General features: G+C 59.7%; 10 protein-coding genes. 1 reads left to right on the top strand and 9 read right to left on the bottom strand.

Annotated features, from left to right (window positions below; genetic code table 11):
- Window positions 1-4: 4 nt before the first annotated feature.
- The 9 genes from CBW66_RS25550 to puuE all read right to left on the bottom strand — a co-directional run bounded on the left by CBW66_RS25550 (window position 5) and on the right by puuE (window position 16,114).
- A complete protein-coding gene (locus CBW66_RS25550) occupies window positions 5-1,234 on the bottom strand; it encodes a phospholipase D-like domain-containing protein (protein ID WP_086140161.1) in 1,230 nt (409 codons plus the stop codon).
- Window positions 1,235-1,250: 16 nt separating this feature from the next.
- Window positions 1,251-2,960, bottom strand: coding sequence for a bifunctional UDP-sugar hydrolase/5'-nucleotidase (locus CBW66_RS25545; protein ID WP_230492371.1), 1,710 nt, complete (start codon window positions 2,958-2,960; stop codon window positions 1,251-1,253).
- A 108-nt stretch (window positions 2,961-3,068) separates the two neighbouring features.
- Window positions 3,069-6,485, bottom strand: a complete 3,417-nt coding sequence (locus tag CBW66_RS25540) for a TonB-dependent receptor (RefSeq protein WP_086140160.1) — start codon at window positions 6,483-6,485, stop codon at window positions 3,069-3,071.
- 792 nt (window positions 6,486-7,277) lie between these two features.
- On the bottom strand, window positions 7,278-8,780 hold the full coding sequence (locus CBW66_RS25535; protein WP_086140159.1) for an adenosine deaminase: 1,503 nt from the start codon (window positions 8,778-8,780) through the stop codon (window positions 7,278-7,280).
- A 43-nt stretch (window positions 8,781-8,823) separates the two neighbouring features.
- Window positions 8,824-10,140, bottom strand: a complete 1,317-nt coding sequence (gene guaD / locus CBW66_RS25530; protein WP_086140158.1) for a guanine deaminase — start codon at window positions 10,138-10,140, stop codon at window positions 8,824-8,826.
- 9 nt (window positions 10,141-10,149) lie between these two features.
- Window positions 10,150-11,229: a xanthine dehydrogenase accessory protein XdhC gene (gene xdhC, locus CBW66_RS25525; protein WP_086140157.1), complete on the bottom strand. Its 1,080-nt coding sequence runs from the start codon at window positions 11,227-11,229 to the stop codon at window positions 10,150-10,152.
- A gap of 9 nt (window positions 11,230-11,238) precedes the next feature.
- On the bottom strand, window positions 11,239-13,584 hold the full coding sequence (xdhB, locus tag CBW66_RS25520; protein WP_086140156.1) for a xanthine dehydrogenase molybdopterin binding subunit: 2,346 nt from the start codon (window positions 13,582-13,584) through the stop codon (window positions 11,239-11,241).
- Window positions 13,585-13,594: 10 nt separating this feature from the next.
- Complete coding sequence (gene xdhA, locus CBW66_RS25515) at window positions 13,595-15,061, bottom strand: xanthine dehydrogenase small subunit (RefSeq protein WP_086140155.1); 1,467 nt, start codon at window positions 15,059-15,061, stop codon at window positions 13,595-13,597.
- 99 nt (window positions 15,062-15,160) lie between these two features.
- A complete protein-coding gene (gene puuE, locus CBW66_RS25510) occupies window positions 15,161-16,114 on the bottom strand; it encodes an allantoinase PuuE (protein ID WP_086140154.1) in 954 nt (317 codons plus the stop codon).
- A 121-nt stretch (window positions 16,115-16,235) separates the two neighbouring features.
- Here puuE and uraH point away from each other — a divergent pair, with 121 nt between their 5' ends.
- The gene (gene uraH / locus CBW66_RS25505) at window positions 16,236-16,589 is read left to right on the top strand and encodes a hydroxyisourate hydrolase (protein WP_086140153.1); all 354 of its coding nucleotides are present in this window, start codon (window positions 16,236-16,238) and stop codon (window positions 16,587-16,589) included.
- Window positions 16,590-16,820 lie beyond the last annotated feature (231 nt).

Here is a 16,820-nt window from a genome sequence, read left to right as displayed (position 1 = left end):
ACCGTTACTCCTTGCCTTGCGGCGCGGCCTTGGCCGGCTTCGGATACTGCTTGTTGATGTCGATGGGCTGCGCATACGCCGAGCTCCACGTCTGCTCATGCAAGGCGGCGATGCGCTGTGCCATGGCATCGTTGCGCAGCACCACTTCCAGGTTGCGCGACAAATCGAAATAGCCGCCGGCCCAGTTGCTCGTGCCGACCCAGGCCAGCTTGCCGTCGATGCTCATGGTCTTGCTGTGGATCACGCGCGCAAACGGAATGAAACCGGTGGACGCCGTTGGTATCGTGACGATGCGGATTTCCACGTTCGGCACCAGGGCCAGGCTCTTCAGGTAGGCGATGGCAGGCGCTTCCGTATTCCAGCTTGATACCATCAGCTTGATCTTCACGCCGCGCTGGGCGGCCGCGCGCACGGCGTTATCGATCACGGCGTAATACGGCCGCGTGCGGTTCGGGCCGTAGGACAACGGCGCGTAATCGAGCAGCTGGATGCGTACTTCGCTTTGCGCTTGCGCCAGCAAGGCGGGCAAACCCGTTTCCGAGTCACCCACGCCGGCCGGGTTGTAGGCATTCGGGCTGGCCAGCAGGAAGGCGTCTTGCGCGTAATTGGCCGGTACGACCTTGCTGTTAAGCACAGTGGCGCGGCTGCCTTGCGACGTCAATGCCTGGGCCTGCCAATCCTGCTCGAAGATCGCCTGCACCTGGCTGACCATGGCCGGCTCGGTGATTCTCAAGCCCGTCTCATGGATGTGCTCGAACGAGCGCCAGTCGAAATTCTGGCTGCCGATGTAGGCCACCTGGCCATCGACGGCCAGGTATTTCGCGTGCACGATACCATTGCCCGTGATTTTATTGAAGTCGATCAGGCGCAAGTCCAGGTTGGGAATCGCCTTGATCTGCGCGATGGTGGCCGCTTCCGACAGGCCCACGCCCTTCTGGTCCAGCAGGAAGCGGATCTTCACGCCGCGCTGGCCGGCGGCCGCCAAACTGGCCAGCACCTTTTCAAAGGCCGTGCCCGGCTTGCTGACGGCATAGAACTGGGCGATAACGATCTCTTTCTTGGCCGAATCGAACAGCTCCGTCCACACGGCAACGGGCTCGCGCAAGTCGGGATTGGTCAAGGTGGTTTCCACAGGCGAGGTGTGCACGAGTTCAAAGCCGGGAATGGTGAAATCGGCGTGGGCCGTGCCCGCGAACAGGCTGGAGAGCAGAACGGAAACAAATAAGCGACGCATGGTTATTCCTTGTAAATTATTTGACGCGCACGATGCGGCCGGCCGTGGTGGTGCTGCCGGCCGGCTTGCCGGCGCGCGCGCGGTCGATCAGGTAAGCGCTGAAGGCATCGATGTCGCGCACGCCCGTGTCGAGCCGGCGCGTGCCGGCCGCCAGCACGGTGAAGCGGTCGCCGCCGCCGGCGAGGAAACTGTTGGCGGCGACACGATACTGTTGATTGTCTTCCAGAGGAATGCCATTGAGCATGATTGAGCCCGGCAGCACGCGCTGGCCCTGGGGGCGCGTGCTGTCCCAGCGGTAGCTAAAACCTTCGGATACTTGCAGCAGGTTGTTGTCTTCCGCTACCGCACCCGGCCACTGCTGCTCAAGCAAGGTACGGATTTGCGCGCCGGAAAGACTCATCACGATCAGGGTATTGCCAAACGGCACCACAGCCTGGTTCTGGCCCACGTTCGTCATCAGGCCGGCGCCCGCTTCCAGGTCCTTGCGGATGCCGCCATTGTTCATCAAGCCGATTTGCGCACCGGCAGCGCGCGCGCCGAACAGGGTGCTGTCCGCCACCAGGTCGCCCAGCGGGGAAGCGCCGCTGCCCTTGGTGCCGCGCCCCACGTTCGGCACGGCGATGACGGCCACGGGACGCGACAATTCTTGCGCGCTGCGCTGTTTCACGGAGTCCAGGTAAGCCACAACGGCCGGGTCCGGTTCATACTGGCCTGGCAGCATGACGACGTTTTGCGCGCTGGCATCGATGACAGCATTCTTGACGGGATCGACCTTGAGCTTGATGCGCGTGAGCATGTGCCCACCCATCTGCGCCTGCGTCACCAGCCGGCCATCGACACGGCACAGATAACCCTGGTGCGAATGGCCGCTGATGACCAGCTGGATCGCCGGGTCGAGGCGTTTCACCACGTCGACCACTTCCCCCTTCAACTGGCTGCAGTCGGGCTGGTCGACGGCCTCTACCGTCTCGCCGCCCTGGTGCAGCAGCACGGCGAACACGCCCACGCCCTGCGCGCGCAATTGCGGCAAGGTGGCGTTGATGGCGTCGGCCTCGTCGCCAAACCGCAGGCCGGCAATGCCGGCCGCCGTCACCACGGACGGCGTATCCTTGAGCACGGCGCCAATCAGCCCCACCTTGACGCCATGCGCCTCGACGATGCGGTAGGCCGGCAGCAGGGACTTGCCCGTCTGCGTGTCGATGACATTGGCCGCCATATAGGTATAGCTGGCGCCCTTGAAATCGGGCGTGAACTTGCAGGCCTTGTCGGCACGCGACGACGCGCAGCCGCCGCGCTGCTGGCGCAGCAATTCCGCCTTGCCCTGGTCAAATTCATGGTTGCCGACGGAGCTGGCCTGCATGCCCAGCATGTTCATGGCGACGATGCTCGGTTCGTCAGCCCACAGCGCCGACATGGCGGGGCTGGCGCCGACCAGGTCGCCATTGCCGACAAAAATCAGCTGCGCATCTTCGCGCCGCCACGCCGTCAATGCGCCGGACAAGGTATCGATACCACCGGCCTGCACCGTCTTGCGTTCGGCATCGGCGACGCTCGTGTAGGTGAATTTGCTGCGGTCGAGATTGCCGTGGAAGTCGTTCAGGGCGACCAGGTTCACTTCAATCGGGCCGTTCGGCGCAAGCTGTGGCGCGGACGCTAAATTGCTGCAGCCGGACAGGCTGAGGATCAGGGCCGCAGTGGCGACCGGAGTGCGTAGGAAGTGAGCCATGGGATCAATATGTAAAAAGGGAAAGGTTAAACGATCTTGCCTATAAAAAAAACGGCTGGTGTCGCCACCAGCCGTTTTTAGCATGCCAAACTAAAGGCAACTACGACATTAGAATTCGTACTTGATCGTTGCTTGCAGTGCCCATTGCGATTCGCCCTTGGCTTGGCGTGTTTCCAAGTCTTCCACCACAGCGCGGGTGTTGTACACATACTTGCCGTTTTCCATACCGACGTAGTCGACGAAGCTGCGCACTTGACCGCCGGCCGGCTGGAAGGCCACCTCATTGATGCGGCCCCATTTACGGTTGAGCATGTTGCCAACGTTCAGGATATCGAAAGTAAAGATACCTTTGTGGCCCTTGAAGAGACCTGGCACTTCCTGGCTCAGACGCACGTCGAAGCTGTTGGTCCATGGTGCAAAGCTTTCGTTACGGCCAATCACGCCGCCCTTGGCTTTACGCAGGTCGCCATTCGCATTGACGACGCTCCAGAACGCTGCTTCGTTGGCGGCACGTGCAGCTGGCGTGGCGCCCGCAAACACGACTTCACCCGAACCTGGTGCTTTAGGAATGTACATCAAGTCATTGCCGGCCAGACCGTCACCGTTCAAGTCATTGTTGATGGTCCAGCTGTATGGCTTGCCGCTACGGCCTTCATAGAACAGACCGAACGTGGTCTTGTATTCGCCGAAGAAGCGTTTTTGCCAGTTGACGTTTGCCGTGAAGCGGTCCTTGACCATGTAGTTCGAGTTCGACGCGACGTTTTCGTTCGGGTTGAAGACGGCACGGCCGCCCCAATTCGAGCTGGAGGTCGACGACGTCAGCGGCGACACTTCCGTGGCATCGCTGTAGGTGTACGACGAACCCCACGACAGGCCTTCGCGCAGCGGGCTACGCAGCGACAGGGTCAGCACGTTCGATGCGCCCTTGTCGGTGTTCGTGGCCATCAAAACCTGACCAAACGCAGCATTGCTGCCCGCCTTGGTCAAGGCACTGCAAGATGAACCGCCGATCAAGCTGCCCGAAGCATTCCAGCACGACGCCTTGTACGCATTCGCACCATAGTACAGAGGACGGCCATCGCTACCGGTTGCCGTTGGCGCACCTAAATTCAACTCTTGGTAGTAGATCGAGTTCTTGGTTTGCAGACGCAGGTACTCAGCACCTACGATCAGGCCCATCCATGGCAGTTCGTGTTCGAATGCCAAGTTGGCTTTCCAAACCGAAGGTTGCGCCAAATCAGTGCTCAGCAAGTCAACTTTCATCGCCGGGATCACTGGACCCAGATTGGTAGGTTGCTTGGTTGGATCTGGATTGAAGAAGCCAGGCGTGTCCAGGCAGGTACCGGCCGAAGACGAGCAGGTGTAGTTTTGCGTGGCCATGCCGGTGTTCTGATAGGGATTGCCCAACCAGACACTGGCTGCCGCGCCCTGGAACAGGCCAAAGCCACCGCGCACTTGCGTCGGACGTGCCGAGTCAAACTTGTAGTTGAAGCCGACGCGCGGCTGGTACAGGTTTTCACCATCGATGGTACGCGTATTGTCCACACCAAAACCGCCAGTTTGACGACCGAACTGGCTGGTACGCGCGACCGTTGGCAGCGCCGCAGTCGGATTGTAGATAGGTTTTTCGCCGATGCGGGTACCATCGATGCGCAAGCCCGCGCTGATGGTCAGCTGCTTGCTGACGTCCCAGGTATCTTGTACGAACAAGCCGATGTTTTTCAGCGAGAACGTTGCAGTGGCGTCAGCCAACGTGCGGCCCGGCTGTGGAACCTGGTAGCTATACGAGCTTGGTCGGCCCAGTCTGAAGTTTTCCAGTACGGCAGCCTGAATTTGCGCTGCGGTCGTTGCCTTGTTGCCGCAATCGATAGCACCGAACGAATACGTAACCTTGGCGCTGCTGTTGATACAGCCAAAGGTGTAATTACCGTTAACGTTTTGCAAGAATGCATTGTAAACATCGTTCTTGCTGTAATCCGTACCGAACTTGATTTCGTGATCGCCCAGCGCCCAGGTACCGGCCGCATAAAAATCTTTAGTCTTGGTGCCCAGCACGTTCATCTGACGGCTTTGCTCGGTACCAAAGTTCAGGAAACGGTTACCGGTAGCCAAGCTGGCTGGCGCGCCATCCGGCAACGCACCCGAAAACTGCAAGCCCATGGCTGGCAGGTAAGCATTGTTTTTCGGCACACTATCATACTTGCGCGACGATACCTTGACTTCTGTCGAGAACGTCGGCGTCCATTCAGCCGTCCATTGGCCAACCAGCGTTTCCAGGTTCTTTTCCTGGTTGTACCAGTAAGAACTCAACGACAGGCCCGTCGGCGAGAAACCCGTGTAAATAGGTTCAGCCTGCTCGGTCTTGGCGTAACGCAGCATGATACGTTGGGTATCAGTCAAGTTCCAGTCCAGCTTCAGCAGCTTTTCCTTGGCCGTGAATGCCGAACCGCTAGGAATGGCCGAGCTGCCGATATCGATACCATATTTATCTTTGGCAATGGCGATGGCGCCATCGATGGCCGATTGGGTGATCGCCACGTTGGTCTGCGCGCTGCCGACCGGGCCGAAGGCTGGCGCGCCGCGCGAGCTCTTGGTTTCTTCGTAGTTAGCAAACAAAAACAGTTTGTCTTCGATCAGCGGGCCGCCCAGGGTGATGCCTTTGGTGGTGTCCTTCGATTTTGGCGGTGCGTAGTAAGCGCCGGTGGTGTCGTTGTAACGGTCACCAGCGGTGCTGTCATTGCGGAACACGTAATAAACACTGCCCTTGACCTTATTGGTACCGGATTTGGTCACGGCATTAATGTTGGCGCCCGTGTAGCCTTTTTGCGTCACGTCATAGTTGGCCACGTTCACTTGCACCGACTGGATCGCTTCGATCGAGATCGGTTGTTTGCCAGTAGCCGTACCGGAAGCTTCCAGGCCAAAGGTGTCATTCACGGCCACGCCGTCAATCGTCATCGAATTGTAACGCGAGTTCTGGCCTGCGACGGAAATTTCGCCGCGTTCCTTGTCCGTTTGCGACAGTCGCGGGTCAGCACGGGCGTAATCCTGCAAGCTGCGCGAGATCGATGCCTGGGTTGCCAGTTCGGTCGGGCTGATATTGGTGCCGGCGCCCATGTTGTTGCGGTTAAACACCTGGTTGCGGATGGCGTTCGTGCTGACTTTCACCACTTGCATCTGCGCGCCCAAGGTGGCATCGACGCTGGCCGTTTCAGCCAGCTGGATAAAGACGCCTTCGCGTTTTTCCACTTCGCCATTCTTTGTGATGGTGATCGTATAAGGACCGCCTGCGCGCAAGCCACGTGCAACATAACGGCCTTCGGCATCGGTGGTCACGTTGCTGACGGAGCCAGATTCAACGTGAACGATATTGACCTGGGCGCCAGCTGCAGGCTTGCCGTCATTGGCCGAAATACGTCCGCTGATGGCCGACGTAGTGTTCTGTGCGAACGATGGTGCCGCCGCCAGTGCAATAGACAGGCTGAACGCGATTTGCGTTAGCCGAAGTCGCTTGTGATTGATCATCTTTAACCCCAGAAAAGACTATTATTTTTGAACATCCTGGATTGCCCACCATCCGGCTGCGCCGCACAGCAACACAAACACAAGATCTCCTCTTTACGATGCTGCAACTGTTACGCCGGCGGGACTGGCTGCGGTCCTGACTAGACCATCACAAAACGCCTCTCCACACATCACAGCCATGGCAATTCAAGCAATAACGACGGAAACCGATGTTTCCTGGCCGTACAACACGGAGCGCTAGCATCTGTGTCATTCACCCGACATGCTGAGCCGGCTAACATGGCAAGCCGCGAGTGTAATTGTTAAATATTTCAAGACTGTGACACGGCGGCAAAATGCAGAAGAATGTCGTCATTTAGCTGCGCGACTGTTTGTTTCATTCTGCATCTCACCTTTATTTACTGCAAATACCCATCTTCTTACGATATCGCCCAGATGAATTGTGACTTTTTAATATCATCTTCATCTCACTATGCATCATCAAAAAATGGATGACAAATACGATTTTTTTTACATATTTATATATTTAAAATATAAATAGCATAGGGTAACTAGCTGGATTGATATCGTGCTGACAGCGTTCGGGCTTATGGCGCGAGATTATAAATGAGCAATATGTACTTGAAATTGATTCATCCAGGAAATTGGATAAAGTCGTGTATCTGCCGTTAATTGTGTCGCATGGCCGCCACAATATTAACAAAAACACATTGAGAGAGAGGGAAGGTAGAAATGGAAAACGGCCGGAAGATCCGGCCGCCCTGAGAGTATCAGTTGATAACTTCGTGCAACTTACGGTTTGCCACTCTTGCCTGCCTTGTCGGCCGCCGCAATTTGCGCTTCAAACCGGGTGAAACGGGAATCGAGCGCTTTCAGCAAACGCTGCTTGTCCGCTTCCGCCAGGAAGGAATAACGCAGGCTGTTATACGACAGCTTTTTGATTTCCGCATAGTCGGTCTTGTACTGGCTGGCAAACAGCACGTATTCATTCGACAAGGTGTTGCGCGACACGCCCGCGTCATCGGTGGAGATGACGAAGGGTACGCCATACTTGCGGTACAGGGTAACCGGATGGGCCTGTCCTTTGATGCCAAGGATGTAATCATTGCTGGTCAGGTTTACTTCCACGGGGATCCCCCGCTCGCGCATCTTTTGCATGGTCGCCAGCGCATTGTGCTCGTAGGCGATATCCATGCCGTGGCCGATACGGTCGGCGCCCGCCACATCGACGGCTTCGGCGATATGGAACGCCATGCCTTCCGGCGGCACCATGCCCAGCGCCAGCTCGCCCGCATGCAGGGCGATCTTGACGTTCGGATATTTTATCTTGAGGAACTTGAACATTTCCATGTGCAGGCTGTAATCGCGCATGGACACGTTCACGCTTTCCTGACCCACGATATTCACGCCCACCAGCAGCGGATTGAGGCTCGCTGCCTTGAACGCGGCCACCATGGACGAGAACACTTGCGATGGCGACAGGAAGCGCAGCACATACGCCTGGTAGCGCATGGTGAAGTTCGCATCGTCGATGCCGGCGCTGCTGGCGTTCACATTGTCGTTGTAGGCGGTGATGCTTTTCTGGAAGCTGGCATCCTGCTCCAGGCTGGCTGTCCACTTGGCCAGCACGGCTTGCAACGCGGCCGGCGGCAAGCCCGGCGCCAGCACCTGCTGGTCGAACTGCGCGTTTTGCACGAAGGGCGACAGCTCGAAGATCGTCTCGATGTAGCTGAGGTTTTCCGCAATGGCGCGCTGCTTCAGGGTCTTCAGGCCGTCGGCCGTATTCGTCGACGCAACGGGACCGAAGTAGCCGAAGGTGTCAAAAAAGGTGCGGTCCGGCGGCGTCTGGATGGCGCCATGGTTATAGAAATCCTTGGTCGACCAGCGCTGCAGCAATTCCGCATACAGGCCCGCGTCGGCAAACACTTCCGTGGACGACAGGCAGCTGCGCTGCGCGGCCGGCTTGGCGCGCTCGGCTGCGACGACGTCCTTGTTGCTTTCGATGCGGTAGGTCGTCTTGTTGACGCAATAGTTTTCCTTGTCAACCCAGTCGAGAAATTGCTCGGCGTAGATGGCGCCCGAGTAATGGTGATGCAAATCACCGCCCTTGGGCATCATGGAAAAGAACAGGCTCAACTCGGCTGTCTTCGGCTGTGCACCGCTAACCAGGGCAGCAAAATGGCGTGCCGTGGCCGCTTCGTTGGAAGACGAAGTGGCCACGGCCTTGGCGGCTTGCGCCGTTCCGGTCAATGCCAGCGCGGCGCCAAGCGCCAGGCCAGTGAGTTTCTTGTGCATTCGCGTTCTCGCTCAGGATAATTCGTGTTGAACAACGGGTAGGTCAGCCCTGCCCCCGCACATGCACGCATTGCCCGCCCGAATAGGTGGCGGCCACGGCGCGGTCATCGCCCAGCAGCGCGAAGGCAAACAGCAATTCCTCCAGGCTTTGACAGCCGGCCGTGCGGCGCTCGAGCAGCGGCGTCGACTGCTTGTCGAGCACGATGAAGTCCGCTTCCGTGCCAGCGGCGAAATTGCCCAGGGTGCCTTCCAGCTGCATGGCGCGCGCGGCGCCCAGGGTCGCCAGGTAAAACATGCGCAAGGCGGGCAGATAGCTGCCTTTCAAGCGTGCTACTTTATAGGCTTCGTTCATGGTTTGCAACATCGAGAACGAAGTACCGCCGCCCACATCGGTGGCCAGCGACAACAGCACTTTCGCCGCATCGGCGCGCTCGAAATCGAACAGGCCGCTGCCTAAAAACAGGTTGGATGTAGGACAAACTGCGGCCGCCGAAGACGTCTCCGCCATGCGCGCGCGGTCGCGCTCATCGAGCCAGATGCAGTGGCCGAACATGGCGCGCGGGCGCAGCATGCCGTAGTGGTCATACACGTCGAGATAACTGCGCGCCTGCGGATGCAGTTCGCGCACCCAGCGGCACTCATCCTCGTTTTCCGACACGTGGGTTTGCAGATAGGTATCAGGATAGGCGCGCGCCAGCTCGCCCGCCAGATGCATCTGTTCATTCGTCGACGTCGGCACGAAACGGGGCGTGATCGCGTACAGCGAGCGGCCGTGCTTGTGCCAGCGCTGGATCAGCTCTTCGCTTTCGCGTGCGCCGGACTCGGCCGTGTCGCGCAGGAACCCGGGGCAGTTGCGGTCCATCATGACCTTGCCCGCCACCATGCGCAAGCCGCGCGCCTCGCTGGCGCCAAAGAAGGCATCGACCGATTGCGGATGCACGCTGCCATACACCATGGCCGTCGTGGTGCCGCAGCGCAGCAGTTCATCGAGGAAAAACTCGGCCACATTGCGCGCGTGAACCGGATCCTCAAACGCGCGCTCGGTAGGGAAGGTGTACGTTTCCAGCCATGGCAGCAAGCCCGGCGCGGGCGAGGCGATCATTTCCGTCTGTGGGAAATGCAGATGGGTATCGATAAAGCCGGGCACGATCAGCTTGCCCCGGTAATCGACAATATGCGTGCCTGACGGCAAAGTCGGTTGCAGCTGCGCGTAATCGCCGGCCGCCACGACCTTGCCGTCGGCCACGATCAGCAAGCCATCCGCATGCCAGGCGTGCGCCTCCTCTTTGACAGCAGGATCGGCGTGGAAGTGCAGCAAGCTGGATCGGTAAGCTTGCAATGTGGCAGGAACAATCGGCATGACTTCTTTCTATAACGGGTGAATGGCGGCGCGTGGCTGGCGGCGCGGTGGCGTGCTGGCAGAGGCCAGCCGCAGCGGTGCGGCCAGGGCGGCAGCGGCCGCTTCTTCCCACACCATGAGTAACTGACAGGCAACGGAAGCGGCGATCACGGCTGGCGCCTTGTTGCGGATGCCGGGCATGCCGATCGGACACACCATGGCGGCAATGCGCTCGTCCGGCACGCCGCGCGCCCGCAGGCGGTGCTCGAACTGCTTGCGCTTGGTGTACGAACCGATCAAGCCGAACCAACCCGCATCCGCGCGCTCCATGATAGCTTGCGTCAAGCGTTGATCGAGCGCATGGCTATGGGTCATGACGAGAAAACTGCCGCCCGGCGGCGCCATGGCGACAAATTCCTCGGGCGTGTCGGTGGCGGCAAGGCGCACATTATCAGGCAAACCCGCAGGCAACGCCGAGGAGAACATGTCTTCGCGCTCATCGACCCAGGTGATATTGCAGGGCAAGTGGGCCAGCGCGCGCACGATGGCGGCGCCCACATGGCCGGCGCCGAACAGGGTCAGGTGCGCGCGCGGCGCCAGGCAGGGATCGACCAGCCAGCGCCGCCCTTCACGCCCCTGCGCGACATGGGTACTGCGTTCGCGTGAAAACGTATCGGGCGCCTGGCCTGGCGTGCCGGCGATCAAGCTACCGTCAGCATCGAACAGCGCAGAGGCGGGTTCGCCATCGAGCGCCGTCAGGCGCCAGCTGTCCTGCTGGCGGCGTTCGCGCAAGACGGCCAGCGACTCTTTCAGGCTGGCATCGACATACTCGAACGCCAGGTGGACGACGCCGCCGCAGCATTGCCCCAGACTGGGGCCCAGCGCAAAACGCTCGAGCCGCACGCGGGTGTCGCCTGTGGCCAGCATGGTCTTGGCCATTTCCACGGCGCGCAATTCCAGGTGGCCGCCGCCGATGGTGTCCATTTGACCATCGAGGGTGACGCGCATCTTCGCCCCCGCCTCCCGCGGGCCGGAACCTTCCACCAGGGCGACCGTCACCAGCACGGATGCCTGCGCCTCATTCTCCATCGCCGTCAGCCAGTCGCTCATCTTCTGCTCCTAGGCGCCGGCATGCGCCGCTTGGACGGCCATGACCGCCTTGAGGATTTCCTCGCTGGTGGCCGGTGCATTCAGCGGTGGCTGCACGGCGTGATGGCCGACACTGGAAATGGCGTCGCGGATGGCAAAGAACACCGAAAACGGCAACAATAACGGCGGCTCGCCCACGGCCTTGGAACGGTGGATGCTGTCTTCCACATTGCGGTTCTGGAACAGCTTGACGCGAAAATCTTCCGGGCAATCGGAAATGCCGGGAATCTTGTACGTCGATGGCGCATGCGTCATCAGCTTGCCCGCCGCATTCCACCATAGCTGCTCTGTTGTCAGCCAGCCCATGCCCTGGATAAACGCCCCTTCCACCTGACCCAGATCAATCGCGGGATTGAGCGACTGGCCCGCATCGTACAAGGCATCCGCACGCAACAGTTTCCACTCGCCCGTCAGGGTATCGACCACCACTTCGGCCACCGCCGCGCCATACGCATAATACGAAAACGGATGGCCCGTCATCGTCTTCGCATCCCACGACAGCCCGGGCGTGGCATAAAAACCGTCTGACCACAATTGCACTCTAGCCAAATACGCCTTCTGCACCAGTTCGGCAAACGGCACGACATGACCGTTGACGTGGATATGGTTGTCGAAGAAGCGCACGGTGTCAGCGTCGCCACCGTACAGTTTGACCGCGTAATAGGCCAGGCGTTCACGGATCTGGCGCGCCGCATCCTGCGCCGCCTTGCCGTTCAGGTCGGCGCCGGTAGAAGCCGCCGTGGCCGACGTGTTCGCTACCTTGCTGGTGTCGGTGGCCGTGGCCCGCACCCTGTCCAGGTCGAGGCCCAGCTCGTGCGCCACCACCTGCATCACCTTGGTATTGATGCCCTGCCCCATTTCCGTACCGCCATGGTTGACCAGCACGGAGCCATCCACATACACGTGCACGAGGGCACCGGCCTGGTTCAGATGCGTGACGTTGAAGGCGATGCCGAATTTCAAGGGCGTGAATGCCAGGCCCTTCTTCAGCACGGGACTAGCTTCGTTGAACGCATCGATGGCCCGGCGGCGCGCGCGGTAGTCGCTGCTCTCTTCCAGTTCGGCAACGAGCTCATGGATCACATTGTCGACGATTTTTTGTCCGTACGGCGTGACGTTGCGCCCTTCCACCTCGTTGCGGCCATAGAAATTAAGCAGGCGGATATCGAGCGCATCGCGTTGCAGATGGCGGGCGATTTCATCGATGACGTATTCGATGGCGATGGCGCCCTGCGGACCGCCGAAGCCCCGGAAAGCCGTGTTCGACTGGGTATTCGTCTTGCCGCAGGCGGCGCGGATATCCACGTCGGACAAATAGTAGGTGTTGTCGAAATGGCAGACGGCGCGCGTGGCGACGGGACCGGACAGGTCCGCGGAATAGCCGGCGCGCGTGGTCATGTCGACCTTGGCGGCCAGGATTTGACCGTCGTCGTCGTAGCCCACTTCGTATTCATAGTAAAAACAGTGGCGCTTGCCCGTCACCAGCATGTCGTCGTCGCGGTCGGCGCGCAGTTTCACGGGGCGCCTCAGTTTGGCTGCCGCGATCGATGCGGCCGCCGCCCACAGGGCCGACTGCGATTCCTTGCCGCCGAAACCGCCGCCCATGCGCCGGCATTCGACGGTGATGTTGTGCGAATGCACTCCCAGTGCATGCGCCACCACGTGCTGCATCTCGCTCGGATGCTGGGTCGAACACAGCACCAGCATGCCCTGCGCTTCCTTCGGGATGGCGTAGGAAATCTGTCCTTCCAGATAAAACTGTTCCTGGCCGCCCACATACAGCTGGCCCTTGACCACGTGCGGCGCCTTCTCGAATGCGGCCTGGTAATTGCCGCGTGTCAGTTGCATGGGCGGCAGCACATACGATTGCGCGGCCTTGGCCGCCTGCGGCGTCATAATCGCAGGCAATTCTTCGTACGACACCTGCGCCAGGCGGGCGGCGCGGCGCGCATGGTCGTGCGTATCGGCCACAACAATAAAGATGGGCTGGCCCACGTATTGCACCAGATCAAAAGCCAGAATGGGATCGTCGTGGATGATGGGGCCGCAATCATTGGTGCCTGGAATGTCCTGCGCCGTGTAGACGGCGACGACACCGGTAGCGGCGCGCACGGCAGATAAATCCATGGCCGTGATGCGCGCGTGCGGCTTTTGCGACAAGCCCAGCGCAGCGTGCAAGGTGCCTTGCAGTTCGGCGATATCGTCCGTATAGGTGGCTTGCCCCAGCACATGCAATTGCGCCGATTCATGGGGGCTGGGCTTGCCCACGGCGCTCCAGGCGGCCGCTTGCAGTTCGGGCGTGGCAGGATGGTTCATGCTGGTCCTTTCAGGCGCGGCAAGCGTAGGCGTTGAGGGACGTCGGGGGCAATGGCGCACCGGGACGGGTTTCCAGCCAGAAGCGGCGCAACAGGTTTTGCGCCGTCGTCATGCGATAGGTATTCGACGCGCGCATGTCCGACAGGGGCGCGTAATCGTCGGCCAGCAAGCGCATGGCGATGGTCAGATTTTCTTCATTCCACGCCTGTCCGCGCAGAAATGCTTCCGTTCGCGCGGCGCGTTGCGGCGTAGCGGCCATGCCGCCAAAGGCGATGCGCGCCTCGACGATACGCTCGCCATCGAGCTGGAAGGCGAACGCGGCGCACACGGCCGAGATATCCTGGTCAAAGCGCTTGGCCAATTTATATGTGCGGAAATGCACGCCGGCACGGGGCAAGGGCACGCGCACGGCTTCGACGAATTCGCCCGGCTGCAAGTCTTTCTTTTGGTAAGCGAGATAAAAATTTTCCAGCGGCATGATCCGCTGTCCGGCCGGGCCACGCAGCACGATATCGCTGCCCAGCGCAATCAGCCACGGCATCGAGTCGCCGATGGGCGAACCATTCGCCACATTGCCGCCCAAAGTACCGGCGTTGCGGATCGGCAAGGAAGCAAAACGCTGCCACAGTTCCGACAATTCTTCCGGATAATGCTCGCGCAGCGCCGCATACGCATCGTTCAGGCTGGCGCCAGCGCCAATCTGCAGCTTGCCATTGTCCTCGGCGATGGTTTTCAGCGCCGCGACGTTGCCCAGATAAATGATGTCGCCCAGATCACGCAGTTGCTTGGTCACCCACAGGCCCACGTCGGTGGAACCGGCCAGCAGACACGCCTGCGGCTTGTCCGCGCGCAAGGCCACCAGTTCCTCGATGCTGCGCGGCGCGTGGAAGTGCTGACCGCCATGTTCATACGTGCTCAGGCTGCCGCGCTGCAGCGCCTGCAATTGCACGCGTAACGCGTCGCGGTCGAAGATGACATGCGGCAGTTCGCCCATGCGCTTGGCTGCATCGATGATGGGCCGGTAGCCCGTGCAGCGGCACAGATTGCCGGACAGCGTATCGTCGATTTCGCCGCGCGTGGGCGTCTCGCCGTTTTTCTCCAGATACATGCCCCATAAGGACATGACAAAACCGGGCGTGCAAAAACCGCACTGGGAACCGTGGCATTCAACCATCGCCTGCTGCACCGGGTGCAGGGCGCCATCGGGCTGCTGCAAGTCTTCCACGGAAAACAGGGCCTTGCCATCGAGGGTAGGTGTGAGCTGGATGCAGGCATTGACGGCCTTCATCTCGACCTGGCCGTCCACCAGACTGCCGATGACGACGGTGCAGGCGCCGCAATCGCCCTCGGCGCAGCCTTCCTTGGTGCCCGTGCAATGCAAATCCTCGCGCAGGTGCTGCAACACAGTCTGCGTAGGGGCGGCGTTGCGCACTTCCTGTACGGCACCACGGTAGTAAAAGCGGATCGGTTCTGACATGCTGGCCTCGGTATAGTCCCAGTATAGGAGATTAACACCGGCATATGCGGCGACTATATGCAAAGACTGATTTTACTTATCATCCTATCTCAATAAAACTCATTCCTGGAACGGATGCGTCGCATGCCAGTGTTCGGCGATATCGATGCGGCGCGTGATCCATACCTGCTCATGGCCCTGCACATAGTCGAGGAAGCGCGCCAGCGCCGCAGCCCGTCCGGGCCGCCCCACCAGACGGCAATGCAGGCCCACGGACAGCATTTTCGGCTGATTCAAGCCGTTCGGATCGCCTTCCGCATACAGCACATCGAAGGCATCCTTCAGATAATCGAAAAACTGCGTGCCCGAATTAAAACCCTGCATGGCGGCAAAGCGCATGTCGTTCGTGTCCAAGGTATAAGGCACGATCAGCTGCGGCTGCACGGCAGGCATGCCGGCGGCATCCGTGTACGCCACTTTTTCCCAGAATGGCAAGTCATCGCCGTAATAATCGGCGTCGTAGCGGAAGCCGCCATGCTCGACCACCAGTTTGCGCGTATTCGGCGAATCGCGCCCCGTGTACCAGCCTTGCGGGGCGGATCCCGTCAATTCGCGGATGATCTGCACGGCCTCGCGCATGTGTTCGCGTTCCGTCGCTTCATCCATGTTTTGATAGGAAATCCAGCGCAAGCCGTGGCAGGCAATCTCGTGGCCCATTTGCTGGAAGGCGGCCACGGCTTCGGGATTGCGTTTCAAGGCCATCGATACGCCAAACACCGTCAGCGGCAGGCGCCGCTCCTCGAACATGCGCAGCAAGCGCCAGAGCCCGGCGCGCGAACCGTATTCGTAAATCGACTCCATACTCAGGTGGCGCGCAGGAAAAGCGGCCGCACCGATCATTTCCGATAAAAACGTTTCCGACGCGGGATCGCCATGCAGCACGCTGTTTTCCGCCCCTTCCTCGTAATTGAGGACGAATTGCAGCGCGATGCGGGCCTTGCCCGGCCATTGAGGGTGGGGTGGCGTGCGGCCATAGCCGATCAAGTCGCGTGGATAATATTCGTAATTGTTCATGCGGAGGCGCGCCTATAGGAGGACAATGTTGGCTATATGCCCAATCATATAGCCGCGCGCAGCCACCGGTATATGATTTACACGATAAGCACATTCACTCACCCTATATACAGGATAGCAAATGGGAAAACTCAGCACGCATGTACTCGATATCGCCCACGGCAAGCCGGGAGCCGGCGTCAAGGTCGCCCTGTTTTCAGTCGCGCCGGAAGGCAAAGTGTTATTGAAGATGGATATGACGAACAGCGACGGCCGCTGCAGCACCCCATTGCTGGAAGGCGACAGTATGAAGGCTGGCCAGTATGAGCTGGTGTTTAATGCTGGCGACTATTTCGCCGCTCAGGGCGTGGAATTGCCATCGCCCCGCTTCATCGACCTGGTGACGCTTTCATTTGGCATCGCGCATACTGATGAGAACTACCATGTGCCGCTGGTGGTATCGCCGTGGTCGTATTCCACTTACCGCGGCAGCTGATCCCACGATACCAACAATGTTGTCGGATTAGCGCTGCGCGCGTAAGCCGACGAACACCAGCGGCGCCAAACAAGCACCACAAACCGCCAGACGAAAAAAAACCCGACCATTGCTGATCGGGTTTTTCTCTACTGCGAATAACAAGCCTGACGATAACCTACTTTCACACTGGTTGCAGCACTATCATCGGCGCAAAGTTGTTTCACGGTCCTGTTCGGGATGGGAAGGGGT

Source organism: Janthinobacterium sp. GW456P, assembly GCF_002127655.1.
In the GTDB taxonomy this organism is placed as follows: Bacteria; Pseudomonadota; Gammaproteobacteria; order Burkholderiales; family Burkholderiaceae_D; genus Janthinobacterium.
The sequence above is the reverse complement of the archived record's forward strand: the minus strand, read 5'-3'. Positions and strand labels throughout refer to the sequence as shown.

Excerpts from the sequence above, each read along its gene's own strand:
- CBW66_RS25550 (WP_086140161.1), bottom strand. The coding sequence starts at position 1,234 with ATGCGTCGCTTATTTGTTTCCGTTCTGCTCTCCAGCCTGTTCGCGGGC.
- CBW66_RS25545 (WP_230492371.1), bottom strand. The coding sequence starts at position 2,960 with ATGGCTCACTTCCTACGCACTCCGGTCGCCACTGCGGCCCTGATCCTC.
- CBW66_RS25540 (WP_086140160.1), bottom strand. The coding sequence starts at position 6,485 with ATGATCAATCACAAGCGACTTCGGCTAACGCAAATCGCGTTCAGCCTG.
- CBW66_RS25535 (WP_086140159.1), bottom strand. The coding sequence starts at position 8,780 with ATGCACAAGAAACTCACTGGCCTGGCGCTTGGCGCCGCGCTGGCATTG.
- guaD (WP_086140158.1), bottom strand. The coding sequence starts at position 10,140 with ATGCCGATTGTTCCTGCCACATTGCAAGCTTACCGATCCAGCTTGCTG.
- xdhC (WP_086140157.1), bottom strand. The coding sequence starts at position 11,229 with ATGAGCGACTGGCTGACGGCGATGGAGAATGAGGCGCAGGCATCCGTG.
- xdhB (WP_086140156.1), bottom strand. The coding sequence starts at position 13,584 with ATGAACCATCCTGCCACGCCCGAACTGCAAGCGGCCGCCTGGAGCGCC.
- xdhA (WP_086140155.1), bottom strand. The coding sequence starts at position 15,061 with ATGTCAGAACCGATCCGCTTTTACTACCGTGGTGCCGTACAGGAAGTG.
- puuE (WP_086140154.1), bottom strand. The coding sequence starts at position 16,114 with ATGAACAATTACGAATATTATCCACGCGACTTGATCGGCTATGGCCGC.
- uraH (WP_086140153.1), top strand. The coding sequence starts at position 16,236 with ATGGGAAAACTCAGCACGCATGTACTCGATATCGCCCACGGCAAGCCG.